The sequence below is a fragment of the Limnohabitans sp. 2KL-17 genome, from assembly GCF_003063415.1.
GTDB lineage: Bacteria > Pseudomonadota > Gammaproteobacteria > Burkholderiales > Burkholderiaceae_C > Limnohabitans_A.
This window is the reverse complement of the sequence record NZ_NESK01000008.1, coordinates 59,456-84,087: the sequence shown is the minus strand read 5'-3', so window position 1 is coordinate 84,087 and position 24,632 is coordinate 59,456. Positions and strand designations below refer to the sequence as shown.

General features: G+C 59.6%; 26 protein-coding genes. 11 read left to right on the top strand and 15 right to left on the bottom strand.

Annotated features, from left to right (window positions below; genetic code table 11):
- Positions 1-26: 26 nt before the first annotated feature.
- Together B9Z45_RS05415 and tsaE are read right to left on the bottom strand one after the other, a co-directional pair.
- The gene (locus B9Z45_RS05415; protein ID WP_108406210.1) at positions 27-1,430 is read right to left on the bottom strand and encodes an N-acetylmuramoyl-L-alanine amidase; all 1,404 of its coding nucleotides are present in this window, start codon (positions 1,428-1,430) and stop codon (positions 27-29) included.
- A complete protein-coding gene (gene tsaE, locus B9Z45_RS05410; RefSeq protein WP_108406253.1) occupies positions 1,420-1,944 on the bottom strand; it encodes a tRNA (adenosine(37)-N6)-threonylcarbamoyltransferase complex ATPase subunit type 1 TsaE in 525 nt (174 codons plus the stop codon). Before tsaE ends, B9Z45_RS05415 begins: the two co-directional genes overlap by 11 nt.
- Positions 1,945-2,001: 57 nt before the next feature.
- Between tsaE and queG the strand changes: the two genes are divergently transcribed.
- Positions 2,002-3,081 carry a tRNA epoxyqueuosine(34) reductase QueG gene (gene queG, locus B9Z45_RS05405; protein ID WP_370445812.1) on the top strand — a complete coding sequence of 360 codons (1,080 nt, stop codon included), beginning with the start codon at positions 2,002-2,004 and terminating at the stop codon, positions 3,079-3,081.
- A 3-nt stretch (positions 3,082-3,084) separates the two neighbouring features.
- Here the strand turns inward: queG and B9Z45_RS05400 are convergent, their stop codons facing one another.
- Positions 3,085-3,990: an AEC family transporter gene (locus tag B9Z45_RS05400; RefSeq protein WP_108406209.1), complete on the bottom strand. Its 906-nt coding sequence runs from the start codon at positions 3,988-3,990 to the stop codon at positions 3,085-3,087.
- A gap of 150 nt (positions 3,991-4,140) precedes the next feature.
- Here B9Z45_RS05400 and B9Z45_RS05395 point away from each other — a divergent pair, with 150 nt between their 5' ends.
- Positions 4,141-5,115 (top strand): tripartite tricarboxylate transporter substrate binding protein BugE, encoded by a 975-nt coding sequence (locus tag B9Z45_RS05395; RefSeq protein ID WP_108406208.1) that lies wholly within the window; start codon positions 4,141-4,143, stop codon positions 5,113-5,115.
- A 9-nt stretch (positions 5,116-5,124) separates the two neighbouring features.
- The gene (xerD, locus tag B9Z45_RS05390; protein ID WP_108406207.1) at positions 5,125-6,033 is read left to right on the top strand and encodes a site-specific tyrosine recombinase XerD; all 909 of its coding nucleotides are present in this window, start codon (positions 5,125-5,127) and stop codon (positions 6,031-6,033) included.
- Positions 6,034-6,126: 93 nt separating this feature from the next.
- Here the strand turns inward: xerD and B9Z45_RS05385 are convergent, their stop codons facing one another.
- Positions 6,127-6,903 (bottom strand): ferritin-like domain-containing protein, encoded by a 777-nt coding sequence (locus tag B9Z45_RS05385; protein ID WP_108406206.1) that lies wholly within the window; start codon positions 6,901-6,903, stop codon positions 6,127-6,129.
- An 88-nt stretch (positions 6,904-6,991) separates the two neighbouring features.
- On the opposite strand from B9Z45_RS05385, the gene B9Z45_RS05380 reads away from it, so the two are divergent.
- Positions 6,992-7,516 (top strand): gamma carbonic anhydrase family protein, encoded by a 525-nt coding sequence (locus B9Z45_RS05380; RefSeq protein WP_108406205.1) that lies wholly within the window; start codon positions 6,992-6,994, stop codon positions 7,514-7,516.
- A gap of 79 nt (positions 7,517-7,595) precedes the next feature.
- The gene (locus B9Z45_RS05375; RefSeq protein ID WP_108406204.1) at positions 7,596-8,582 is read left to right on the top strand and encodes an Hsp33 family molecular chaperone HslO; all 987 of its coding nucleotides are present in this window, start codon (positions 7,596-7,598) and stop codon (positions 8,580-8,582) included.
- A gap of 9 nt (positions 8,583-8,591) precedes the next feature.
- Here B9Z45_RS05375 and B9Z45_RS05370 read toward each other — a convergent pair whose 3' ends face one another.
- Genes B9Z45_RS05370 through B9Z45_RS05345 form a run of 6 tightly spaced genes read right to left on the bottom strand, consistent with a single transcriptional unit; the run spans position 8,592 to position 13,594 of the window.
- Positions 8,592-9,131, bottom strand: coding sequence for a hypothetical protein (locus B9Z45_RS05370; protein ID WP_108406203.1), 540 nt, complete (start codon positions 9,129-9,131; stop codon positions 8,592-8,594).
- A 34-nt stretch (positions 9,132-9,165) separates the two neighbouring features.
- Complete coding sequence (ftsB, locus tag B9Z45_RS05365; RefSeq protein WP_108406202.1) at positions 9,166-9,441, bottom strand: cell division protein FtsB; 276 nt, start codon at positions 9,439-9,441, stop codon at positions 9,166-9,168.
- 9 nt (positions 9,442-9,450) lie between these two features.
- The gene (gene eno / locus B9Z45_RS05360; protein ID WP_108406201.1) at positions 9,451-10,734 is read right to left on the bottom strand and encodes a phosphopyruvate hydratase; all 1,284 of its coding nucleotides are present in this window, start codon (positions 10,732-10,734) and stop codon (positions 9,451-9,453) included.
- Between the two features lie 51 nt (positions 10,735-10,785).
- A complete protein-coding gene (locus B9Z45_RS05355; protein WP_108406200.1) occupies positions 10,786-11,073 on the bottom strand; it encodes a DUF1330 domain-containing protein in 288 nt (95 codons plus the stop codon).
- Entirely contained in the window at positions 11,070-11,924 is an 855-nt protein-coding gene (kdsA, locus tag B9Z45_RS05350; RefSeq protein ID WP_108406199.1) for a 3-deoxy-8-phosphooctulonate synthase, read from the bottom strand. The genes B9Z45_RS05355 and kdsA overlap by 4 nt, the downstream gene beginning before the upstream one ends.
- A gap of 23 nt (positions 11,925-11,947) precedes the next feature.
- Positions 11,948-13,594 carry a CTP synthase gene (locus B9Z45_RS05345; RefSeq protein WP_108406198.1) on the bottom strand — a complete coding sequence of 549 codons (1,647 nt, stop codon included), beginning with the start codon at positions 13,592-13,594 and terminating at the stop codon, positions 11,948-11,950.
- 270 nt (positions 13,595-13,864) lie between these two features.
- On the opposite strand from B9Z45_RS05345, the gene coaBC reads away from it, so the two are divergent.
- Both coaBC and dut read left to right on the top strand, forming a co-directional pair.
- Positions 13,865-15,076: a bifunctional phosphopantothenoylcysteine decarboxylase/phosphopantothenate--cysteine ligase CoaBC gene (coaBC, locus tag B9Z45_RS05340; RefSeq protein WP_108406197.1), complete on the top strand. Its 1,212-nt coding sequence runs from the start codon at positions 13,865-13,867 to the stop codon at positions 15,074-15,076.
- A gap of 46 nt (positions 15,077-15,122) precedes the next feature.
- Positions 15,123-15,572 carry a dUTP diphosphatase gene (gene dut, locus B9Z45_RS05335; protein ID WP_108406196.1) on the top strand — a complete coding sequence of 150 codons (450 nt, stop codon included), beginning with the start codon at positions 15,123-15,125 and terminating at the stop codon, positions 15,570-15,572.
- A gap of 20 nt (positions 15,573-15,592) precedes the next feature.
- Here the strand turns inward: dut and B9Z45_RS05330 are convergent, their stop codons facing one another.
- Positions 15,593-16,126, bottom strand: coding sequence for a peptidylprolyl isomerase (locus B9Z45_RS05330; RefSeq protein WP_108406195.1), 534 nt, complete (start codon positions 16,124-16,126; stop codon positions 15,593-15,595).
- Between the two features lie 97 nt (positions 16,127-16,223).
- Between B9Z45_RS05330 and B9Z45_RS05325 the strand changes: the two genes are divergently transcribed.
- Both B9Z45_RS05325 and B9Z45_RS05320 read left to right on the top strand, forming a co-directional pair.
- Positions 16,224-17,363 (top strand): JmjC domain-containing protein, encoded by a 1,140-nt coding sequence (locus tag B9Z45_RS05325; RefSeq protein WP_108406194.1) that lies wholly within the window; start codon positions 16,224-16,226, stop codon positions 17,361-17,363.
- Between the two features lie 182 nt (positions 17,364-17,545).
- On the top strand, positions 17,546-17,740 hold the full coding sequence (locus B9Z45_RS05320) for a hypothetical protein (RefSeq protein WP_108406193.1): 195 nt from the start codon (positions 17,546-17,548) through the stop codon (positions 17,738-17,740).
- Positions 17,741-17,857: 117 nt separating this feature from the next.
- Here B9Z45_RS05320 and bamC read toward each other — a convergent pair whose 3' ends face one another.
- From bamC to B9Z45_RS05300, 4 genes are all read right to left on the bottom strand, one after another.
- Positions 17,858-18,955, bottom strand: coding sequence for an outer membrane protein assembly factor BamC (gene bamC / locus B9Z45_RS05315; protein WP_108406252.1), 1,098 nt, complete (start codon positions 18,953-18,955; stop codon positions 17,858-17,860).
- 41 nt (positions 18,956-18,996) lie between these two features.
- Positions 18,997-19,893 (bottom strand): 4-hydroxy-tetrahydrodipicolinate synthase, encoded by an 897-nt coding sequence (gene dapA, locus B9Z45_RS05310; protein WP_108406192.1) that lies wholly within the window; start codon positions 19,891-19,893, stop codon positions 18,997-18,999.
- A gap of 108 nt (positions 19,894-20,001) precedes the next feature.
- Positions 20,002-20,547 carry a bifunctional 2-polyprenyl-6-hydroxyphenol methylase/3-demethylubiquinol 3-O-methyltransferase UbiG gene (locus tag B9Z45_RS05305; protein WP_108406191.1) on the bottom strand — a complete coding sequence of 182 codons (546 nt, stop codon included), beginning with the start codon at positions 20,545-20,547 and terminating at the stop codon, positions 20,002-20,004.
- Between the two features lie 137 nt (positions 20,548-20,684).
- A complete protein-coding gene (locus B9Z45_RS05300; protein WP_108406190.1) occupies positions 20,685-21,896 on the bottom strand; it encodes an MFS transporter in 1,212 nt (403 codons plus the stop codon).
- 123 nt (positions 21,897-22,019) lie between these two features.
- Here B9Z45_RS05300 and B9Z45_RS05295 point away from each other — a divergent pair, with 123 nt between their 5' ends.
- Both B9Z45_RS05295 and B9Z45_RS05290 read left to right on the top strand, forming a co-directional pair.
- The gene (locus B9Z45_RS05295; RefSeq protein WP_108406189.1) at positions 22,020-24,002 is read left to right on the top strand and encodes a DNA topoisomerase IV subunit B; all 1,983 of its coding nucleotides are present in this window, start codon (positions 22,020-22,022) and stop codon (positions 24,000-24,002) included.
- A 25-nt stretch (positions 24,003-24,027) separates the two neighbouring features.
- Entirely contained in the window at positions 24,028-24,621 is a 594-nt protein-coding gene (locus B9Z45_RS05290) for a plasmid pRiA4b ORF-3 family protein (RefSeq protein ID WP_108406188.1), read from the top strand.
- Positions 24,622-24,632: the final 11 nt, after the last annotated feature.

Below are 24,632 nucleotides of genomic sequence, written 5' to 3'. Positions count from 1 at the left end.
GCGATTCAACGTCGACCTGGCGTTGTTCAAATGCTGCGGTTCCTTGCCAGCGGCGGGTTGCGTGAAAAGTACTGCTGAATACCCCGCAGCAAGGCCTCGGTGAGTTGCTTTTGGTAGTCCTCGCTGCGCAGCTTTTCTTCTTCTTGTGGGTTGCTGATGAAGGCGGTCTCCACCAGCACACTGGGGATGTCGGGCGCTTTGAGGACGGCAAAGCCGGCTTGCTCGACCCGGGGCTTGTGCAAGCGGCCCACGCCCCCGATTTCTCTCAACAGGCTGTCACCCAATTTCAAGCTGTCCTTGATTTGCGCAGCGGTGCTCATGTCGAGCATCGTGCGTTGCACCTGTGCGTCCTGGCTGCCCAGATTGATGCCGCCGATCAGGTCTGCCGTGTTTTCTTTTTGCGCCATCCAGCGGGCGGCGCTGCTCGATGCGGCCCCCTGGCTGCGTGCAAACACGCTGGCCCCGCTGGCTTGTGGTGTGAAAAATGCGTCCGCATGGATGCTGACAAACAGGTCGGCTTGCACACGGCGGGCTTTTTGCACGCGGACATGCAGGGGCACAAAAAAGTCGGCATCGCGCGTGAGGAAGGCGCGCATGGGGTTGCCATTGGCGCTGCTTGCGTTGATGCGGTCACGCAGCATTTTGGCGATTTTGAGCACCACGTCTTTCTCGCGTGTGCCGCCGGGGCCAATAGCGCCGGGGTCTTCGCCGCCATGGCCGGGGTCCAGTGCGATCACGATCAGCCGTTCTGTGGCTGAAGCGGCCCCTTCGTTTCTGGGCGCGTGGTCGGGTCGGTCCATCGATGCGCCAGCGTAGGGCAGAAGGTCTTGCCGGCGGGTTGAAGGGGTGGGCGAGGGTACAGGCACTGGGGCTGAGCCGGGCAGCGTCTGCCGGGCAATCAGCTCACCCAAAGGGTCATTCACTGCGGCCGAGGGCGACGGCAGTCCGTTGGGCACCGGGGGCACTTTGGCATTCACCCGCTCTTGAATTAGTTGTTCCAGGAGGTCAATGGGCTCGCTGGGGTAAAGGTCGAGCACCAGCCGGTGGGCATAGGCTGCGACCGGTTGCAGTGTGAAGACTTGTGGCAAGATGGGACGCTTCAGGTCGATCACCAGGCGAACCACGTTGGCATTGAATTGGCCCACACGGATGCCTGCAATGTTGGGGTCGGATGTCTGGACCTTGCCCACCAGTTCGCGCAAAGCCGCGTTCAGTCGCAGGCCCTCAATGTCCACGGCCAACCTGGGCGGGGAGGCGATGAAGGTCTGTGTCGTTTTGAGTGGGGTGTCCGACTCGAGCGTGACCCGGCTGTAATCGGGGGCAGGCCAGATGCGCACGGCCAGCATGCTGGCGCCGCGAGCCAGATGAACGTGCCCCAGACTGAGTGCCAGCAGTCCAGCCTTGACCCATCGGCGGCGGTCAGCCTGCATCTGAGGCACCTTTGAACCAAGAATGCAGCCAGGCTTGGCCCCTGGGTGTGCCGGCGCTGATGCGCACCTGGCGTTCATGCTCGTCGAGGGCGTCGAGCGCAATGGCCCAATCGGGCGGCGGCAGCTGCCCCGCCACTTTCTCGGGCCATTCCATCAGTTTGAGCCCTGGCCCGGCAAAGATGTCCCGAAATCCGGCGTCTTCCCATTCTTGCGGGTCGTTGAAGCGGTAAAAGTCAAAATGCCAGATGGGCCAGGCGGTCTTGCCTGAGCCCGCCTGGTGTGGCTCGACCACGGCATAAGTGGGGCTTTTGATGCGCCCTTGCACCCCGGCCGCACGCAGCAAGTGGCGCACCAGGGTGGTTTTGCCTGCCCCTAGATTGCCGCGCAATTCGATGCAGGCATCTCGGCCACCAGGCCAGGTTTGCAGGGCCTGCGCCAGTTGGGTGGCAAAGGCTTGGGTGGCGGATTCGTCAGGCCACCGTGCCTCCCAGACCGGGGTGGTGGCCGGAGAAATTGTGGGGGCTGTAGCGGGGCTTCCTACAATCGGCGGGTGACTGCTCAACGTACTCAAATCGACCTTCTTGAACTGTGGCCCCAAATTCAAATCTGGGCGCGTGAGCTTGGATTGTCCCAAATTGGCGTGAGTGGCATCGATTTGACCTCGGCAGAGCCCGGATTGCAGGCCTGGCTGGCCGCTGGTTTTCACGGCAGCATGGCCTATATGGCCGCCCATGGCCTCAAGCGAGCCCGCCCAGCCGAGCTGGTGCCAGGCACGGTGAGTGTGATCACCGTGCGCATGGATTACCTGCCACACGAAACGCCGCCCGATTGGCTGGCCCGCGAAACCGCCTGCAGTTTGCAGCCCGGGCAAGCGGTGGTCTCGGTCTATGCCCGGGGCCGTGATTACCACAAGGTTTTGCGCAGCCGCCTGCAAAAATTGCAAGCACTGATTGCCCACGCCATCGGCCCGTTTGGCCACCGCGTGTTCACCGACTCGGCACCAGTGCTGGAGGCCGAGCTGGCCACCCGCAGTGGCCTGGGCTGGCGTGGCAAACACACCTTGGTGCTCAGCCGTGAGGCGGGGTCGATGTTTTTTCTGGGTGAGTTGTTTGTTGACTTTGCCTTGCCCGAAACGCCTGCGGCCTCGGCACACTGCGGCCAGTGCACCGCCTGCATGGACTTGTGTCCCACCCAGGCCATCGTGGGGCCTTACCAGCTGGATGCACGGCGCTGCATTTCGTATTTGACGATCGAGCACGCAGGCCCGATCGATGAAGCGCTGCGCCCGCTGATTGGCAACCGCATTTACGGCTGTGACGATTGCCAACTGGCTTGCCCCTGGAACAAGTTCGCGCAAGTCAGCGCCTTGCCCGACTGGCAAGCCCGTGAAGGCTTGGGCGATGCCGGCATAGTGGCCTTACTGGCATGGAACGAAGCCGAGTTTTTGCGCCGCACCGAAGGCAGTGCCATCCGGCGCATTGGCCACGCCCGCTGGCTGCGCAATCTGGCACTGGCCGCAGGCAATGCGCTGGCCTCTGGCTTGCTTGATGTCAAAGAGCGCGAAGACCTGCAAGAGGCCTTGTTGGCACACGCATCGCACCCCGACCCTGTGGTGCAAGAGCAGGTGGCCTGGTCATTGGCCAGGGCTTAAAGCTCAGCGCAGCACGCCCAGCGCAAAGGGCAAGCTCAACATGCCCGCCAGGGTGGACAGCGTGACCAGTCCTGCCACATAGGGACCGTTGTAGCCCATGCGAGCCGCCAGCACGTAGCAGGTCGATGCTGTGGGCAAGGCCGAAAAAGCCAGCAAGACCGTGGTTTGCACGGGGTTGAGCCGGAAAAGATGGGACATGCCCACTGCAATGAGGGGCAGGAACAGGTGCTTGACCAGCAACACGCTGGTGCCCAGCAACTTGCCCTGGCGCAAAGTGCCCAATTGCATGCCGGCGCCCGCAGCCATCAAGCCCAAGGCCAAAGAGGCCGCCCCGATGCGGCTGACACTGGGGTCCAGCCATTGGGGAATCTGAAACCCCAGCAAGTTGGCCATCAGGCCCGAGCAAGTGGCGATGATCAACGGGTTGCGCAAGAGTTCACGCAAAAAACCAGTTTTGGCGTGCCTGGCCATGGGCCAAACGGCCCCGATGTTGAACAGCGGCACACACACCCCGATCAGCACCGAAATCATGAGCAGCCCTTCGGGGCCCGCCAGGCGTTCGGCCAGTGCCAGGGCGATGAAGGAGTTGAAGCGAAAGCCCACCTGGGCGCTGGCAGCGTGGTCGCGCCGGTCAATCCGTTTGCCCAAAATAGGCCAGTAGGGCAGGCTGTAAGACAAGGCGATGGCGCAAGCGCCCAGACTCAGGCCGGCACCGATGAGGCCAGAAGCCGCGTTCAGGTCGAGTGGGCTTTTCACAATCGAGTGAAACAGCAGCACTGGAAACAGGAAAAAATAGACCAGACTTTCGACCTGTTGCCACACGGGGCGGTTCAGGGCGGTGTAACGGCAAATCAGGTAGCCGCACAAAATCAGCGAAAAATCTGGAAAGAGCAGTTGGGCAAAGTTCACGGCCTGAGGATAACTGACAGCGACCAGGGTCCGGGCTCGGGCCTGTCACCTGCGGGTGATGTGGGTCTTTGGGTTGTTTTTATGGGTTTCCCCCCTCACGCCTGCCGGTATTTGTTGCATATCATGTGGCATCTTTAAAGGAGTTTCTGAATGAAGCGTCGTGATTTGGTTTCTGTGGCCGGTTTGGCTGCAACCGTGATGGTCAGTGGTTCGGTTTGGGCGCAGGCATACCCCTCCAAGCCCATCAAGCTGCAAGTGCCTTTTGCCCCGGGTGGCACCACCGACATCGTGGCGCGTGTTATCTCGGAGCCTTTGGGCAAGGCGCTGGGTCAAAGCGTCATCGTCGAAAACAAGGCGGGCGGGGGCGGTGTGGTCGGAGCGACCGAAACCGTGCGCGCCGTGCCGGATGGTTACAACCTGGGCATGGCCACGGTGTCTACCACCGCAGCCAATCCTGCGATCAACACCAAGATTCCGTACAACCCCACCACCGACTTCACGCCCATCATCAACATTGCGGCCACGCCCAATGTGATTGCGGTGCACCCGAGCTTTCCTGCCAAGGACTACAAGGGCTTTCTGGCCGAGCTGAAGAAAAACCCCGGCAAGTACTCCTATGCCTCATCCGGCACAGGCGGCATTGGCCACTTGCAGACCGAGCTCTGGAAGAGTCTGGCGGGCGTGTTCATTACCCATATTCCTTACCGTGGCGCAGGCCCGGCCCTGAACGACACGGTAGCCGGCCAGGTGCCGATCATTTTTGACAACCTGCCTTCGGCTTTGCCCTTCATCCAGGCTGGCAAACTGGTGCCGATCGTGGTGGCAGCGCCCCAGCGCCTGCCCCAGTTGCCCAATGTGCCGACCTTCAAGGAAATCGGTCTGGAGCCCGTCAACCGAATGGCCTATTACGGCATTCTGGGCCCCAAAAACCTGCCCAAAGACGTGATCGACAAGATCAGCAATGGTGTGAAAAAAGCCCTGCAAGACCCGGCCGTGAACAAGCGCATCCAGGACACGGGTTCATTGGTGGTGGCCAATTCGCCCGAAGAGTTCGCGGCCCAGATCAAGGCCGAGTTCGAGGTTTACAAGAAAGTGGTCGAAGCGCAAAAACTCAAGCTGGACTGAGTTCAGCGCATGCACGAGGCCAGCCAGAACGCCATCGACCGCTTTGCCGAGGCGCTTTGGCTGGAGGACGGGCTGGCCGCCAACACCTTGGCGGCCTACCGCCGCGATCTGGTGTTGTTCGCCAACTGGCTGTTTTTGAACCAAGGGCTGGCGCTGGACGCCACCCAGGAGCACCACCTGCAAGCGTATTTTGCCGAACGCCATGGCCAAACCAAGGCCACCTCGGCCAACCGCCGGCTCACGGTGTTCAAGCGCTATTTCCGTTGGGCGCTGCGCGAGCGCCTGGTTCAAGCCGATCCCACGCTGCGCATATTGGCGGCCAAACAAGCCTTGCGTGTGCCCAAAACCCTGGGCGAAGCCCAGGTCGATGCACTGCTGTGCGCGCCCGATGCGGCCACCCACCTCGGGCTGCGTGACCGCGCGATGCTGGAGCTGTTGTATGCCAGCGGTCTGCGCGTGAGCGAGTTGGTGCAACTCAAAACCCTGCATGTCTCCATGAACGAAGGCGTTTTGCGCATCATGGGCAAGGGCAGCAAAGAACGTTTGGTGCCTTTTGGTGAAGAGGCCCGTGAATGGCTGCAGCGCTATCTCAGCTTGGCGCGACCGGCATTGCTGGGACAGCGCCAAACCCAAGATCTGTTTGTCACCACCAGTGGCCCCAAGCCGGGAACCGGCATGTCGCGTGTGATGTTCTGGAGTCTCGTCAAACGTTATGCCATCGAGGCGGGCATCACCGCGCCGCTGTCACCGCACACGTTGCGCCATGCCTTTGCCACACATTTGCTCAACCACGGTGCCGATTTGCGAGCGGTGCAAATGCTGCTGGGGCATGCCGACATTTCGACCACCACCATTTACACCCATGTGGCGCGTGAGCGGCTCAAGACCTTGCATGCGGCGCACCACCCCAGAGGGTGATGGGCAGCAGCTCGAGTGGCACTTTCGTTGTGCCAAGGCGCTTGTGGTCAGCCCAATTTGGCGCTCAGACGTCAGCTGGCCATTCGGCTGGGTTCAGCGCAGCGCAGCCAGTTCGGCCTCTTCAAAACCTGCCAGACGCCGTGCCGCCATGTTGAAGGGGGGGCGCAGTTTGGGGGCGTCGTAGCGGGCGATCAATTCAGCGTAGCTGCTCAGTGGGTCCAGTCCACGTTGCGCGCACAAGTAGCGGTACCAGCGGTTGCCCGCGGCCACATGGCCGATTTCATCATGCAAGATGATGTCCAGAATTTCGCCGGCTCGGTGGTCGCCGCCACTGATCAATTTGTTTTTCACGCCGGGTGAGGCATCCAGCCCCCGGGCCTCCATGGTGCGCGGCACGATGCCGATGCGGGCCAGTACATCGCCCTGGGTGCGCTCGGCCATGTCCCACAGGGCGTTGTGCGCGGGAAAGCTGCCGTAGTCAAAGCCCATGCCCACCAGGTGGTTGCGCAACAGCATAAAGTGCTTGGCTTCCTCTTGCGCAATGCGCATCCAGTCTGTGTAGAAAGTCTCGGGCAGGCCCGCAAAGCGCCAGACCACGTCCAGCGCCAGATCAATGGCGTTGAGCTCAATGTGTGCGATCGAATGCACCAAAATGGCACGCCCTTCGGCGGTGGTCATCGACTTGGCTTTCAGTTGTGTATGGGGTACCAGGGCGGGGCGGGGTGCACGGCCAGGACCCGAACTCGGTGCGCTCAACAGGTCGTCAGCGCCCACGGGCAGATGCAGGTCCAGTGCCAAGGTGGCCTGGGCCTTCAATACCGGGTCGGTTTCTGCCCAGGGCCCCAGGCTTGCGGTGCGCAAAGAATGCATGGTGATGAAAAATCAGGGAGTCATGGTGTGCCGCGAGGATCCCTACAATTGTAGGTTTTCAGACGTCCGCAGCGACAGGAGACTCCGCATGGCCCTTTATCAACTCGATTCACACATTCCCGAAGTGGCCGACAGCGCCTGGGTGGCCGATAGCGCGCAGGTCATGGGCGCGGTCAAGATTGCGGCCGATGCCAGTGTGTGGTTTGGCGTGACTGTTCGCGGCGACACTGAAACCATCGAGATCGGCGAGGGCAGCAACATCCAGGATGGCAGTGTGATGCATGCTGACCATGGCAAACCCATCACGGTCGGTAAAAATGTGACCGTGGGCCACATGGTCATGTTGCACGGTTGCACCATCGGCGATGGGTCACTGGTGGGTATTGGCGCGGTGGTGCTGAACGGCGCCAGGATTGGCAAAAACTGCCTGGTGGGGGCGGGCTCTTTGGTGACCGAGGGCAAGGAATTTCCCGACGGCTCGATGATCATGGGCACGCCCGCCAAGGTGGTGCGTGAATTGAGTGCCGAGCAGATCGAAGGCCTTCACCAAAGCGCTCGCCACTATGTGGAAAACGCTCGCCGATTCAAGGCAGGCCTGAAGAAAATCGGCTGAGATTCTCTGTCTTTCTTCTGCCTTTTCATGCTCACACCCTATTTTTAAGGATCAGCCCCAAGGGGTTGTTGATTGAACTTTGTCTGAACTCCATAAATTCATTTTTGAAGGCCTCCCTGTTCGCGGCATGCTGGTCCGACTGACCGATGCCTGGCAGGACATTCTGGCCCGTCGCGCCGCCAACTCCGAGACGGGGGCTTACCCGGCCCCTGTGCGCCAATTGCTGGGCGAGATGGCCGCTGCGGGCGTGCTGATGCAGGGCAACATCAAATTCAATGGCGCTTTGGTGCTGCAGATTTTTGGCGATGGTCCGGTCAAGCTGGGCGTGGTCGAGGTGCAACCTGACCTGAGCCTGCGCGCCACCTGCACCCAGGTGGGCGAGGTGGCGGACAACGCCAGCTTGAGCCAGATGGTGAATGTGAATAACGAAGGCCGCTGCGCGATCACCCTTGACCCGCTAGACCGATTGCCTGGTCAGCAACCCTACCAGGGCGTGGTGCCCTTGTTTGGCGACCAGGGCGAGAAACTTGAAAATATCAGCGAGGTGCTGGAGCACTACATGTTGCAGTCAGAGCAGCTTGACACCGTGCTGGTGTTGGCAGCCGACGACAAGGTCGCCGCGGGTTTGTTGATCCAGCGACTGCCCATTGAGGGAGAGGGCAATTTGGCGGGCCAGGTCGATTCGCTCATGCGTGAATCGGTGCTGGGACAAAGCGAAGACTTCAGCCGCATCGCTATTTTGAGCAAAAGCCTCAAGCGCGAAGAATTGCTCACGCTGGACGCCGAAACCATTTTGCACCGCTTGTATTGGGAAGAGCCACTGGCCCGTTTTGAGCCCTTCATCGGTGAGAGCGGCCCCCGCTTTGCCTGCCGCTGCAACCGCGAACGCGTGGGCAATATGATCCGCAGCCTGGGCGCCGAAGAGGTCGAAGGCATCATCGCGGAGCAAGGGCAAGTCGAAGTGGGTTGTGATTTTTGCGGTGCGCAATACCGCTTTGACCCGGTCGACGCAGCAGGCCTGTTCACGGGTCTGCCCGCCGATCTGCCCGGGGGCTCGGTTCACTGACACGGGTGTTCAACCCAAACGCTGGGAAAGCAGTCGGGTGAACAGTTTGTGTTCGCATTCGGGGTCGCTGCACTCGTTGCATTGCCAGATGGTGCGGCCCTGGTTGATGGCGAATTGCGCCCGCTCGCGCACCAGGCGTGCAGCAGTGTCTTCACCGGGCAGGCCCAAGGCCAAAAGCGCATTGTTCAGCCGCTGGTGGCCTTGGCCATAGACCACCCGGTAGGCGATGCCAGCGCGCTCCAGTGCCTGCCGAAGCAAGCTGTCGACAAGGCTGCGCTCGTGAGGGAAGTCGCTTTTCAGTCCACCACCGACCTCTGGCAAGTCAAGACCCGTGACCAAGGTGGTGTCGACCAAAGCCTGCTGCGCCAAAGCCATCGGGTAAAGGCTTTCGTCGGCAAACATCAGGTGCTTGAAGACCGCCATCAAGAGGGGCGAGTTATCGGAGATCACCCAGTCTTGGGTGCATGGCTGTGAGGCCAGGGCTTGTACCAACCAGGACTTGCCGGTGTTTTGCGCCCCCACAATGGCGATGCGTTTCACCTGGCGCATGCCACCTGGCTGGCATCGATCCCGGATGGCGGCGTCATTTGGCGATCTGTACAAAGATTTCGTTGGGTTTGACCATGCCCAACTCCTGGCGCGCGCGCTCTTCCACCATGTTCAGCCCTTCCTTGAGGTCGTTGACCTCGGCACTGAGCTGTTCAATTTGGCGGCGGGCTGTTTCGTTGGCCACTTTTTGTTGCTGCAACTCACGCTCGAGCTCAGCCACGTTGGGCACCCCTCCTCGGCCAAACCACAGCTGGGCCTGCACGATCGCCAGCAAGGCGATCAGCACAACGGGAACGAGACGGTTGCCCATGGCGGGTGTTTAACGCAGGTTGTAAAACGCGCTGCGGCCGGGATAAACCGCCACTTCGCCCAAGTCCTCTTCGATGCGCAGCAGCTGGTTGTATTTGGCCATGCGGTCCGAGCGGCTCATGGAGCCGGTCTTGATTTGACCGGCGTTCAAGCCCACAGCGATGTCAGCGATGGTGGAGTCTTCGGTCTCACCCGAGCGGTGCGAGATGACGGCGGTGTAACCCGCGCGTTTGGCCATTTCGATGGCCTCAAACGTTTCGGTCAAGGTGCCGATCTGGTTGATCTTGATCAGGATCGAGTTGGCAATGCCTTTTTCGATGCCTTCCTTGAAGATTTTGGTGTTGGTCACGAACAGGTCGTCACCCACGATCTGCACGTTCTTGGCCAGACGGTCGGTCAGCACTTTCCAGCCATCCCAGTCGTTTTCGGCCATGCCGTCTTCGATGCTGATGATGGGGTATTTGTCGCACCAACTGGCCAGCATGTCGGTCCACTGCTCAGCGGTCAGCTCAAGGCCTTCACCGGCCAGCACGTACTTGCCGTCTTTGTAGAACTCGCTGGCCGCGCAATCCAGGCCAATGGCAATTTGTTCGCCAGCGGTGTAACCGGCCGCAGCAATCGCATCCAGCACCATCTGGATGGCCGCTTCGTGGCTGTCGACGTTGGGGGCAAAGCCGCCTTCGTCGCCCACGGCAATGCTCATGCCCTTGTCGTGGATGATTTTTTTCAGGGCGTGGAACACTTCAGCGCCCCAGCGCACGGCTTCGCGAAAGCTCGGTGCGCCCACAGGAATGATCATGAACTCTTGCAAGTCCAGGTTGTTGTTGGCGTGTGCACCGCCGTTGATGACGTTCATCATGGGCACGGGCAACTGGTTGCCATTCATGCCGCCAAAGTAGCGGTACAGCGGCAGGCCGGACTCTTCTGCGGCGGCCCTGGCCACGGCCATGGACACGGCCAGCATGGCGTTGGCGCCCAGGCGGCTTTTGTTTTCGGTGCCGTCCAAGTCGATCAGGGTGCGGTCCAAAAAGGCTTGCTCGGACGCATCCAGTCCCAACACGGCTTCGGAGATTTCGGTGTTGATGTGCTCGACGGCCTTCAAGACGCCTTTGCCCAGGTAGCGGCTTTGGTCGCCATCGCGCAGCTCGATCGCTTCGCGGCTGCCGGTGGATGCGCCAGACGGCACTGCAGCGCGGCCCATGACGCCGGATTCCAGCAACACATCGCATTCCACGGTGGGGTTGCCACGGCTGTCGAGGATTTCACGGCCAACGATATCTACGATTGCACTCATGTTCAGACTTTCTCAATTGAATAATAAAACGGGGCTTGAATAGCCAAGGGGTCAAAGACCTTCGACCACCACCATGCGCATGATGGCGGCGCCTGCGCGGGCTTCACGGGCTTTAAGGTATTCGGGCAGTTCGTAAAACGCTTTGGCGGCATCGAACGAGGGGAATTTCAAAATCACGATGCGCTCAGGGGACCAGTCGCCCTCCAGTACTTCGAGCTTGCCGCCGCGCACACAAACTTCTGCGCCGGTGACTTGCATGGCCGCAGTCGACCATTTTTTGTATTCTTCGTACTGGACCGGGTTGGTCACCTGGACATTGGCAATGATGTAGCCGCTCATGAAAAATCATCCTCTAAAAATGGGGTTTTTTTGGTGACAGCATCCAACTGCACCAAGGTTTCCAGCAGGGCCTTCATCTTGCCCAGCGGCACCGCGTTGGGTCCGTCCGACCAAGCGTCTGCGGGCTTGGGGTGGGTTTCCATGAAAAGTCCGGCTACGCCAGCGGCCACACCGGCGCGGGCCAACACGGGCACCATCTCGCGGGCACCGCCGCTGCTGGTGCCCTGGCCACCAGGCTTTTGCACCGAGTGGGTCACGTCAAACACCACAGGGGCGCCGGTTTTGCGCATTTCGGCGAGGCTGGTCATGTCGGCCACCAGGTTGTTGTAGCCGAAGCTCACACCGCGTTCACACGCCAAAAAGTTGTCTTCGGGCAAACCGGCTTCACGCGCTGCGCTGCGGGCTTTATCGATGACGTTTTTCATGTCCCAGGGGGCCAAAAACTGGCCCTTCTTGATGTTGACCGGCTTGCCCGACTGCGCCACGGCGCGGATGAAGTCGGTCTGGCGGCACAAGAAGGCGGGCGTTTGCAACACATCGACCACGCTGGCCACGGTGTTGACTTGGGACGCATCGTGCACATCGGTGAGGATCGGCACGCCGATCTGCCGGCGCACTTCATCCAGGATTTTCAGGCCCGCATCGATGCCCACGCCGCGTTGGGTGCTGCCCGACGAGCGGTTGGCCTTGTCAAACGAGCCCTTGTAGATCAGCGGGATGCCCAAGGCAGTGCAGATTTCTTTCAGTTGGCCCGCCACTTCCAGCGACATCTCCAACCCTTCGATGGAGCAGGTGCCCGCAATCAGAAAGAAGGGCTGGTTCAGACCCACATCAAAGCCGCAGAGTTTCATGAGGTGTCCTGTGGCTTGGTGTGTCAGGCCGCAGCCTTGTGAGCAACGGCAGCTTTCACGAAGGCGTTGAACAGCGGGTGGCCATCCCAGGGGGTGGACTTGAACTCGGGGTGGAATTGCACGCCCACATACCAGGGGTGAACGGTTTGCGGCAGCTCGACGATTTCGGTCAACTGCTCGCGCTGGGTCAAGGCCGATATCACCAGGCCTGCTTTGCGCAGGTCGTCCAGGAAATTCACATTGGCCTCGTAACGGTGGCGATGCCGTTCGGTGACCACGTCGCCATAGATCTGGTGTGCCAGTGTGCCCTTGGCCACGTCGGAGCTTTGTGCGCCCAGGCGCATGGTGCCGCCCAGATCGGAGTTGGCATCGCGCTTCTGGATCGAGCCATCCGCATCTTTCCATTCGTTGATCAGTGCGATCACGGGGTAGGGGGTTTCGGGCTCGAATTCGGTGCTGTTGGCGTCTTTCATGCCGACCACATGGCGCGCGTATTCGATAGTGGCCACTTGCATGCCCAGGCAGATGCCCAGGTAAGGAAGCTTGTGGGTGCGTGCGTATTGGGCGGTTTCGATCTTGCCCTCAACACCGCGCTTGCCAAAACCGCCAGGCACCAGCACGCCGTCGAACTTGGCCAGGCTGGCCACAGTCTCGGGGGTGATGGTTTCGGAGTCGATGTGCTCGATCATCACGCGCACATGGTTGCGCATGCCGGCATGGCGCAGCGCTTCGTTGACCGACTTGTAGCTGTCGGACAGCTCTACATATTTGCCCACCATGGCGATCGTCACTTCACCCTGTGGGTGTTCCGTGTCGTGCACCAAATCATCCCAACGTTTGAGGTTGGCCGGTGGTGTGCTCAGGCGCAGTTTGTCGCAGATCAGGCCATCCAGGCCTTGCTCGTGCAGCACGCGGGGCACTTTGTAGATGGTGTCCACGTCGGGCATGGAGATCACGCCCCAGCTTTGCACGTTGGTGAACAGCGAGATTTTGTCGCGCTCATCGTCCGGGATGTAGCGGTCAGCGCGGCACAGCAGCGCATCGGGCTGGATGCCGATTTCGCGCAATTTTTGCACTGTGTGCTGAGTCGGTTTGGTCTTGAGCTCTCCCGCGGCAGCGATCCAAGGCACATAGGTCAGGTGGACGAAGGCTGCGTTGTTGGGGCTCAAGCGCAAGCTGAGCTGGCGCACGGCCTCGAGGAAGGGCAGCGACTCGATGTCACCCACCGTGCCGCCGATCTCGACGATGGCCACATCGACCGCCTCGGGCGTGCCGAAGCCTGCGCCGCGCTTGACGAAGTCCTGGATTTCGTTGGTGACGTGGGGAATGACCTGAACGGTCTTGCCCAGGTAGTCGCCCCGGCGCTCTTTTTCGAGCACGCTTTTGTAGATCTGACCGGTGGTGAAGTTGTTGGCTTTCTTCATCCGGGTGTTGATGAAGCGCTCATAGTGGCCCAGATCCAGGTCTGTTTCGGCGCCGTCATCGGTCACGAATACCTCGCCGTGCTGGATCGGCGACATGGTGCCGGGGTCCACATTCAGGTAAGGGTCAAGCTTGATGAGGGTGACAGAGAGGCCGCGCGATTCGAGGATGGCGGCGAGCGATGCGGAGGCGATTCCCTTGCCCAGGGAAGACACCACACCGCCGGTGACGAAGACAAATTTGGTCATGTCCAAGGCGGGAGCCTTGAGCTCCCGGTAGGTGGAAATCGTGATTATAGACAGTCGGGTTCGGGGTTTTTGCGTGGGGTGTCGTCATCTGCGGGCAGTCTGGGGCAGACCGGTCTGGCTCACACGCGCTTCGCTCGCCAAATCGCCCGATTCGGCCTGCCTCAGACCGCCCGCAGCGCTGTGGTTTGGGGCCCAGGCTTGCTTCAGCAGCGCCTTCGGTGCAAGGGTTCTGGTTCATGGTCAGATGTGGTCTCTGCTACATTTCGACGCATGAGCACATTGGTTGGAAAACACATCGTTCTGGGCTTGTCAGGTGGCATTGCTGCCTTCAAGTCGGCTGAACTCTGCCGCGCCTTGGTCAAGGCGGGCGCTACGGTTCAGGTCGTGATGACCGAGGCCGCAGAGCACTTCATGACGGCTGTGACCATGCAAGCCTTGTCGGGCAGGCCGGTCTTCACCTCTCAGTGGGACAGCCGTGAGGCCAACAACATGCCCCACATCAACCTCAGTCGGGATGCGGATGCCATTTTGGTGGCCCCTGCCAGTGCAGATTTTCTGTCCAAACTGCTGCATGGCAGCGCCGATGAGTTGCTCAGCCTCATGTGCTTGGCCCGTCCCCTCGACAAAGTTCCCTTGCTGGTCGCCCCGGCCATGAACCGTGAAATGTGGTCCAACCCGGCCACCCAGCGCAATGTGGCGCAACTGCGTGCGGATGGTATCTACGTGCTTGATGTCGGGCAGGGTGACCAGGCTTGCGGCGAAACCGGTGATGGACGCATGCTCGAGGCCGAAGAAATTCTGGAAGACCTGGAGTCGTTCTTTTCGCCCAAGCTGCTGGCCGGCAAAGCGGTGCTGGTGACGGCTGGCCCCACTTATGAGTCCATCGATCCGGTCCGGGGCCTGACCAATTTGTCGAGTGGAAAAATGGGGTTTGCCATTGCCCGTGCTGCCCGCATGGCAGGTGCCGAGGTGAGTTTGGTGGCTGGGCCGGTCCATTTGGCCACGCCCCGAGGGGTTTCGCGTGTGGACGTGCGTTCTGCGCGCCAGATGCTGGACGCAGTGCAGCAACAGGTGGGCTCAGCCCAGGTTTTCATTTCAACGGCCGCTGTGGCCGATTGGCGGCCTGCGAACGCGGCCGATCAAAAAATCAAGAAAGACGGCTCGGGCCAAACGCCACAACTGGGGTTTGTGGAAAACCCGGACATTCTGGCGACCGTAGCCCACTCGCCCCGTGCGGTGGCAGGTGAGCTGTTTTGTGTGGGTTTTGCGGCTGAGAGCCACGACTTGCTGGCCCATGCCACGGCCAAGCGGCAACGCAAAGGCGTGCCCTTGCTGGTGGGCAATATCGGTCCTGCCACGTTTGGACAAGATGACAACGCCCTGCTGCTGGTAGACGAAAACGGTGCCCGTGAATTGCCCCACGCCAGCAAGCAGGAACTCGCCGTACAACTGATCGCAGACATTGCCCAGCGCCTGGGTTGATCCGCGTTTGAGCAACGGGCCCCCATTCACAGCTTCAGAACTTCACATGAACATTGATCTCAAAATCGTCGACGCCCGCATGCTCGAGCACCTGCCAGCCTATGCCACACCCGGCAGTGCAGGCCTTGACTTGCGCGCTTGTCTGGATGCGCCGCTGACCCTGCAACCGAATGCCTGGCAGCTCGTGCCCACGGGCATTGCGGTGCACCTCAAAGACCCGGCTTTTGCCGCTATGCTGCTGCCGCGCTCGGGCCTCGGCCACAAACACGGCATCGTGTTGGGAAATTTGGTCGGTCTGATCGACAGCGATTACCAAGGGCAATTGATGGTCAGCGCTTGGAACCGCAGCGATGTGGCCTTCACCATCGAACCGATGGAGCGCATCGCGCAGATGGTGATCGTGCCGGTGGTGCAAGCCACATTCCATGTCGTGACAGAGTTTGATGCACCCAGCGAACGCGGCGAGGGCGGTTACGGCTCGACCGGCAAGACTTAAGCAAGGCCTGCGAGCCAGGCTCAGTGCAGGGTGGGTGCTGTGGGTTCGCCTTCGTCACCCACTTCAATTTTGAAAAAACCCGTGCCACAACTGCCGCTGCCCACCTCGGCTTCGGTGGGCTCGCGCACTGATTCGACTTTCAGTTGCAAACGCAGCGCAATGCCCGACAGGGGGTGATTGCCGTCCAGCACAACATGCTCCGGGTAGATCTCGGTCACGGTGTAAAGCACATTGCGGGGTGCCTCAGGGTTGCAACCTTCGGGCAATGCCGCGCCCTCGATCGTCAGCCCCGGCTCCATGCCGTTGGGGAACAAGGCCAGAGGCTCCAGGAACAGCAACTGTTCTTCAAAATCGCCAAAGGCATCTTCGGGTTCCAGATGCAAGTCGATTTTGGCGCCGGGTTCGTGGCCTTGCAGTGCTTCCTCGATTTTGGGCAGCAGATCTTTGCCGCCAATGAAGAATTCCACGGGCTCGTCCAGTTTGTCCAGAACTTCGCCCAGCGTGTCTTTGAGTGTCCAGGTCAGTGCGACCACAGAAGGTGTCTTGATTTCCATAGGACAATTGTCTCAGTTTGGAGGCCACTTTTTGGCCACCATCGCTTTGAAATGTGGGGCCTGTTTAATTTTGACAGGGCCCAGACCTGGAATCCGAATGAACACCGAACAAGTTTTGGCCCTTCTGGGTGGCCTGACGCCCCAGCAATTCATGAAGCGCCATTGGCAGAAAAAACCTTTGCTGGTCAGAAACGCCATCCCGGGTTTTGTGCCCTGCCTCAACCGCACGGAATTGGTGGCGCTCGCAGGTCAGGAGGGCGTTGAATCGCGCTTGATCGTGGATGCGGCCAAAGGCTGGCGCATGAAGCATGGCCCCTTGACCAAGCGCAGCTTGCCGCCTTTTAGTCAGAAAAAATGGACTTTTCTGGTGCAAGGCGTCGACTTGCACCATGACGGCGTGCACGCATTGATGCAGCAATTTCGATTTGTGCCCGATGCACGGCTGGACGATTTGATGATCAGCTACGCCACCGATGGTGGCGGGGTGGGCCCGCACTTTGACAGCTACGACGTTTTCTTGCTGCAAGCTCATGGCCAGCGACGGTGGCGCATTGGCCGCCAGAAAGACCTCAGTTTGCAACCGGGCGTGCCACTCAAAATTTTGCAAAATTTCGAACCTGAAGAAGAATTCGTGCTCAACCCCGGTGACATGCTTTATTTGCCACCCAAATACGCGCACGATGGCATTGCCGAAGGCGAGTGCATGACCTGGTCGATCGGCTTCAGGGTGCCACAACAAGGCGAACTGGCCCGTGAACTGTTGCTGGGCCTGGCCGATGAAGCGTTTGACGGCCTGGGCGAGGCCCTTTACCGCGATCCGAACCAGCTGGCGGTCACGAGTCCTGCTGCCATTCCGGCTGCTTTGGTTGGCTTCGCGCATCAAGTGGTCGCGCAAGCCCTTAAAAATCCTGACTTGCTGAACAGTTTGCTGGGCGAATACCTGACCGAGCCGAAATCAAATGTCTGGTTTGAAAGCGCAGAAGGGTTTGCCCCTGATTTGGGGTCGGGTGTGCGACTCGATCGGCGCACCAAAATGATGTACGACGATCGGCACATCTTCATCAACGGCGAAAGCTTCAGGGCGGGTGGCAAAGATGCTCGCATTTTGCGTCAATTGGCGGATAAGCGTGCTCTTAATGCTGCTTCGTGCGCTATTTTGAGTGATCCTGCCAAAGAAGCCCTGTTGGACTGGATGGCCGCTGATTGGTTAAAACCCCGTGAGGATATTCCCGTATAAATGGGCTTGTTGAATGTTTCGCGTCAGGTTCGGGGTGGCGGTTAGACGCCACACTAGGGAAAACGATATAATTCGGCGCTGAGACAAAAGAGCTCGAGTGCTTTTGTCTCGGTCCGAACAATCGTCAAGGTTGTTTTCGACAGTTTCCGGAAATTGTTTTCAACCCACAAGGAAAAATCATCATGAACAAGTCCCTCGTTTTGGCTGCCATCATCGCTGCTGCTGCTTTGTCCGCTTGCGGCAAAAAAGAAGAAGCCGCTGCACCTGCAGCACCAGCACCTGTCGCTGCTCCAGCTCCAGCTCCAGCTGCTGACGCTTCTGCAGCTCCTGCTGCTGCGCCAGCACCTGCTGCTGCACCTGCACCTGCTGGCAAGTAATTGCTGGTGGCTTTCCCGGCTTGACCGGGGATGCATAAAAAAACCCCGCTTTGCGGGGTTTTTTTATGGGCTACAGCCATTTGAGTTGGGCTTGTGCCCCTTGAAGACAGGGCGAAATCAGCGCAACTCGTTGGCCAGAAGTTTCAGAATACGCTCGGCATTGCCTGAAGTCTCGGGTTTTCCATTGGCATCCAGGACGCGCACGATGCTGCTGTCGTTGCCTTTTCCACTGAGGGTGATTCGGTAACGCGACAAAGGCGTCACGTCTTTTTTGCTGCTGAATATGCGGGCAAAAAATCCGGGCTCTTTGTCATCGGTGCTGCCAGGCGTCACATAGCGCACAAAATAGACGCCTTGGGTGCGGTCGCGGTCTTCCACTGTGAAGCCTGTTCGGTCCAGGGCCACACCGATCCGACGCCAAGCGCGGTCGAGTGTGTCGTTGATCTGGATGGTGGCTTGTCCATCCAAGGTGCTCACATTGGCAAGGGCTGCGGGTGCTGCAGCGGTGCCGGCAGATTTTGCAGTCTCCGCTGTGGCACCCAGTTTGACCATGAGGCGGCGCAGGAACTCGATTTCGAGCTCGGGGTCGCTGGCCCGCGGTTGCCAGATGGTTTGTTCTTTTTGGGCGCTGGTGTAGTTTTCGACCATGCCGCGGTGGGTGATGTAAATTTCTACGCCGCCTTGCGCGTTGCGCTCCATGCGGGTTCTGAACTTGTCACGCTCGCCACTGGAGTACAAAGAGTCCAGTACTTTGCCCAAGGTGCGGCGGATCATGTCTTGTGGAATTTTGGCCCGGTTCTCTGCCCAATCGGTTTCCATGATGCCGATGTCAGGCGAGTCTGTGAGCAGGATGAAGCCATTGCTGGTCCAAAACTCTCGCAGTGGCTCCCAGACCTTGTCGGCAGGTCGTGCCACCACCAGCCAGCGCTGGTTGCCTTGGCGTTCCATTTTCACATCGCCCAGTGTATTGGCGGCGGTGCCAGCATCTGCAACGCGTGTGTTGGCACTTTGAAAACTGGAAGCTGTGGCGGAATTGCTTTCAAGCGCATAAAGCGAGTCACTGCGCAACTGGCTCAGGTCGGGCGGGATCTCCAGCGTGGGGGCTTTGGCGGCGCTTTTGTAGTCAATTTTGTCTTCTTCCAGAATCGAGCAAGCACTGACCAGAAGGGTCAGTGCAGCTGCAACGGCTGTTCGTTGCAAGGTGGAGCAAGACATGGAGCGATGGGGCAATTTCACAAGCAATCCTTCGATGGAAATCAAATCAGGCCGCTGGCCTTGAGTGCAGCCTCAACCACCGGCCGCTGGGAATCAGACAGCTCGGTCATGGGCAAGCGCAATGTGGGGCCGCAAAGGCCCATGCGGTTCATGGCCCATTTCACGGGGATGGGGTTGGCTTCGACAAACAAATGCTTGTGCACCGGCAACAACTGAAACTGGATGCGCATGGCTTCTTTGACGTCGCCACGGGTGGCGGCCTCACACAATTCGTGCATCAGACGGGGTGCCACGTTGGCGGTCACGCTGATGTTGCCGGCACCGCCGCACAGCATAAGGGCCACGGCCGTTGCATCGTCACCCGAGAAAACGGCGAATGCTTTGGGCACATCCCGGATCAGCCATTGGGCGCGTTCGATGTTGCTGGTGGCTTCTTTGATGCCGATGATGCCGGGCACCTGGGCCAGGCGCAACACGGTGTCGTGCTGCAGATCGGCCACCGTGCGCCCTGGTACGTTGTACAGGATCACGGGCAGCCCGGGCACCGATTCGGCAATCGCCTTGAAGTGCTGGTACAGCCCTTCTTGCGTGGGCTTGTTGTAATAGGGCACAACCTGCAGTTGGGCGTCGGCACCGACTTTCTGGGCAAATTTGGCCAATTCGATGGCCTCAGCCGTGGAGTTGGCACCACAGCCCGCGATGATGGGAATGCATTTGGCGGCTTGCTCGACCGAAACCCGGATGATTTCGCAGTGCTCATCCACCGTGACAGTGGGCGATTCACCCGAGGTGCCCACCACCACTATGGCATCGGTTCCTTCGGCCACATGCCAGTCGATCAGTTTTCGCAAGGTGGGGTAGTCCACTTTGCCGTCTGCGAGCATGGGAGTGATCAGGGCAGGAATGCTGCCTTTGATGGGGCGAAATTCTGTGGTCATGTCCGAGGGTTCTGAGCAGAAAAAGCCATTCTAACGAGTGCAGACCGTTTTATTTCCCTTGGCTTGGTGGAATGCCGCCTGAAGTGACCGGAAAAATCCGGGGCAGGTTCAATTTGCACGCAAAAGCCAACGCACTGCATCGGCTGTCGGCACAGGACGCACGGCGGCAATGCGTTGCACGAATCGGTCTGGTGGGGACTCGAACCCGTCTTCGTAGGCCACCGTGTGCAAACCTTCTGTAGCCCGCAGCAGCTCGCCCGGTTGCAATAGAAAATCTGGCCGCGAAGGCTTGCCCACGGTCTCGTTGCCTGCGGCAAAGGTCTCGTAAATCAGCACGCCACCGGGGGCAATGCTTTGCACGATCAGGGGCAACAGCGGGCGCCACAGGTAGTGGGTCACGATCACGGCGCCATAGCTTTGCCCAGGGAAAGGCCAAGGCCCGTTTTCGATGTCGGCGCATGTGACATCGCCAAAAGCCTGCGCCAGGGCCACGGCATCGGGGTTGCGGTCCACCCCGGTGACCTCATGGCCCTGCGCGGCCAGCCAGCGCATGTGGCGTCCGGCACCACAAGCCACATCGAGCACGCGGCTGCCAGGGGCGATCAAGTGAGCCCAGCGTTGCAGCCAGGCAGAGGGGTTTTCGGTACCGTGCATGAGTCGTGGTTTTAAAAAAAATCAGAAGCAAGACCACAACTGCTCGGACAGCATGATCACCACTTCCGGTTTGGCGTAAAGCCAAAACGTCAGGCCCAGGGCCGCCGCGAGCAACAGCCAACTTTTTTTGGGGATGTTCATGCTGCGTTCGGGGCGTGGCGGCGGATCGGGCTTTCACGAACCGGCAAATTGACCAGTGCCGCAAAAACGCCCAAGGCAACCGCCAAATACCAGACGATGTCATAGCTGCCGGTTTTGTCGTACAGATAGCCCCCGAGCCAGACCCCCATGAACGAGCCGATCTGGTGGCTGAAAAAGATGAACCCACTGAGCATCGACAAATGGGAAATGCCAAAAATCTGAGCCACGGCCGCATTGGTAGGGGGCACGGTGGACAACCAGAGCAAACCCATCACAGACGAGAAAATGTAAACGCTGGTGGGCGTGAGAGGCGCCCACAGGAAAAGCACAATCGCCGCCGATCGCGCAGCGTAAATGAAAGCCAGGATCTTTTTCTTGGCTATTTTTTGGCCCAGCGTGCCGGCGATGTAGGTGCCGAACACATTGAACAGGCCGATCAAGGCCAACGCATAGCTGGCCACCTGGGGCGCCAAACCATGGTCTTTCAGGTAGCTGGGCATGTGCACGCCGATGAACACGATCTGAAAGCCACAGACAAAATAACCGGCCATCAGCAACTGAAAGCTCGGGTACTTGAAGGCTTCTTTCAAGGCCTGGCCAATGGTCTGGTCGCGCTTGACCTGACCGGGCGTGTTCAAGGCCGGTTCGCGCAGGCCCCAGGCCAAGGGGATGATCAACAAAGCCGCTGCCGACAAAATGACGAGCGCTGTCTGCCAGCCCATCTGACTGATCAAAAGCCCCTCAATGGGTACCATCAAAAACTGGCCAAAACTGCCTGCCGCCGCCGCCACGCCCATGGCCCACGAACGGCGTTCGGCAGGCACATTGCGGCCAATCACCCCGTAAATCACGGCGTAAGTGGTCCCGGCTTGGGCGGTGCCGATGATGACCCCGGTGAACAAGGCAAACACCCAGGGGTCTGTGGCCCAGGCCATGCCCAAAAGGCCAACGCCATAGATCAGGGCGCCCAGCACGATGACCCGGAACGCGCCGAACTTGTCCGCCACCATGCCGGCAAAAATGCCCATAAAGCCCCAGGAAAGGTTCTGGATGGCCATGGCAAAAGCAAACTCTTCGCGTCCCCAGCCTTGTGCCTGGGTAATGGGTTGTAGCCACAGGCCAAAGCCATGGCGAATGCCCATGGACAGGGTGACAATGGCCGCGCCACAGGCCAGCAATTGGGTCAAGGAAAGGGGTTTGTGTTGCATCCTCGGACTTTAACCAATGTCGCAGATGGACGGGGTCGCGCAGATATCCAATGTCAATCCTCAGCGTCAATCACTGTTTTTTCATCCAGTAAACGTCGGGAAATCCCACTACAATCCGCCACCATGGCCACCCAATCTACCGTCAAAACTTCCAATGAGTACTCCGAAGGCTCCATCCGCGTCCTGAAAGGCCTGGAGCCTGTCAAGCAACGTCCGGGCATGTACACCCGAACCGACAACCCGCTGCACGTCATTCAGGAGGTGCTGGACAACGCCGCCGACGAGGCGCTTGCGGGTCACGGCAAAAAGATCAAAGTGATCCTGCACGCTGACGGATCGGTCAGCATCGAAGACGATGGCCGGGGCATTCCCTTTGGCCTGCACCCTGAAGAAAATGCCCCTGTGATTGAGTTGGTCTTTACCCGCTTGCATGCGGGCGGCAAGTTCGACAAGGGCAAGGGTGGCGCCTACAGCTTCTCTGGCGGTTTGCATGGCGTGGGCGTGAGCGTGACCAATGCGTTGTCCACGCGGCTGGAAGCCACCAGCTACCGCGAGGGCAAAGTAGCCCGTCTGGTGTTCTCGGGAGGCGACGTGACTGAGCCCCTGGTGGCCCGCGCCGCAATCGAGGGCGACCGCAAACAGGGCACCACTGTGCGGGCCTGGCCCGACCCCAAGTATTTCGAATCCAGCGCCTTGCCCATGAACGAGTTGACGCACCTGCTGCGCAGCAAGGCCGTGCTCATGCCGGGCGTGACGGTGACTTTGGTGAACGAGAAAACCAAAGAAACCCAGCAATGGCAATACAAAGCCGGTTTGCGCGACTATTTGATGCAAACGCTGAACGGCGAGCCCGTGATTCCCTTGTTTGAAGGCGAAGGTTTTGCCGACGCCAACCACGAGAGCTTTGCCGAGGGCGAGGGCGCCAGCTGGGCCGTGGCCTTTACCGAAGACGGCTCCCCTGTGCGTGAGAGCTATGTCAACCTGATTCCCACCAGTGCAGGCGGCACCCACGACAGCGGGTTGCGCGATGGCTTGTTCACCGCCGTCAAGAGTTTCATTGAGCTGCACGGTTTGCTGCCCAAAGGCGTCAAGCTCATGCCGGAAGACGTGTTTGCCCGTGCCAGCTTTGTGCTGAGCGCCAAGGTGCTCGACCCGCAGTTTCAAGGCCAGATCAAGGAACGCCTGAATTCACGTGACGCGGTGCGTCTGGTCTCCAGCTTTGTGCGCCCCACGCTCGAACTCTGGCTGAACGAACATGTGGACTACGGCAAAAAATTGGCCGAGTTGGCCATCAAGGCTGCGCAAACACGCCAAAAAGCAGGCCAAAAAGTCGAAAAGCGCAAGAGCTCCGGTGTGGCTGTGCTGCCCGGCAAGCTGACCGACTGCGAAAGCAAGGACATCCTGCACAACGAGGTGTTTCTGGTGGAGGGCGACTCGGCCGGCGGCAGCGCCAAGATGGGCCGCAACAAGGAATGCCAAGCGGTCTTGCCCCTGCGCGGCAAAGTACTCAATACCTGGGAAGTGGACCGCGACCGCTTGTTTGCCAACAACGAAATCCACGACATTTCGGTGGCCATCGGCGTGGACCCACATGGCCCCAACGACACGCCTGACATGAGCAACCTGCGCTACGGCAAGGTGTGCATCTTGTCGGATGCGGACGTGGACGGCTCGCACATTCAGGTGCTGCTGCTGACGCTGTTCTTCCGGCATTTCCCCAAGCTGATTGAAGCTGGGCACCTGTACGTGGCCAGGCCCCCGCTGTTCAGGGTCGATGCGCCTGCGCGCGGCAAAAAGCCCGCCTCCAAAGCCTACGCGCTGGACGACGGTGAGCTGACCGCCATCCTCGACAAATTGCGCAAAGACGGTGTGAAAGAAGGCGGTTGGAGCATCAGCCGCTTCAAGGGTTTGGGCGAGATGAGCGCCGAGCAACTTTGGGACACCACGCTGAACCCCGACACCCGTCGCCTGCTGCCCATCGAGTTGGGCCCGCTGGACAACGCCGGCACTGAAAACCTGATGACCCAGCTCATGGGCAAAGGCGAAGCTGCAGCGCGCCGCGAGCTGATGGAATTGCACGGTGACTCGATTGAAATCGACGTGTGATGGTGACTGCAAACACGAACAGACCATGACTACCGCTTTCCAGTTGCGCATTGAATTGCGCGATTTCAAACCCGCTATCTACCGCGATGTATTGGTCGATCCGGCCACGTCCTTGCCAAAGTTGCACAAGCTGATTCAAGCTGCGATGGGTTGGGAAGATGAGCACATGCACGGTTTTGCGGTGCCCCTTAAAAACGAGCGCTATTACCGTGTGCCAGCCAGCCGCCGCTTTGAAAAACCCAACGCGGTCAATTGGGGTGAACCGGCTCATAACGAAGCGCGCTTTAAGCTTCAAGATGTGATGGCCGTACCCAAAGACAAGTTGCTTTATTTATATGACTTTGGCGACGATTGGGAGCATGTCATCACGCTCAAAGCGGTGGTGGAGACTGAACTTCCTTTGCCGCACTTGCTCAAAGCCCAGCAAGGCTGCCCGCCTGAAGACTGCGGCGGCCCACCCGGTGCCGAATACTGGACCAGCGTGTGGTACGACAAATCACACCACGAACGTGACATGGCCTTGCAAATGTTTGGTGAACACGAACCGGGTTGGCTGGACTTCGACGCATTGCAAAAAGCGGTGGTCAAGTTGCAACCCAAATTGCGCCGGGCCAAATGAATCCGCACACT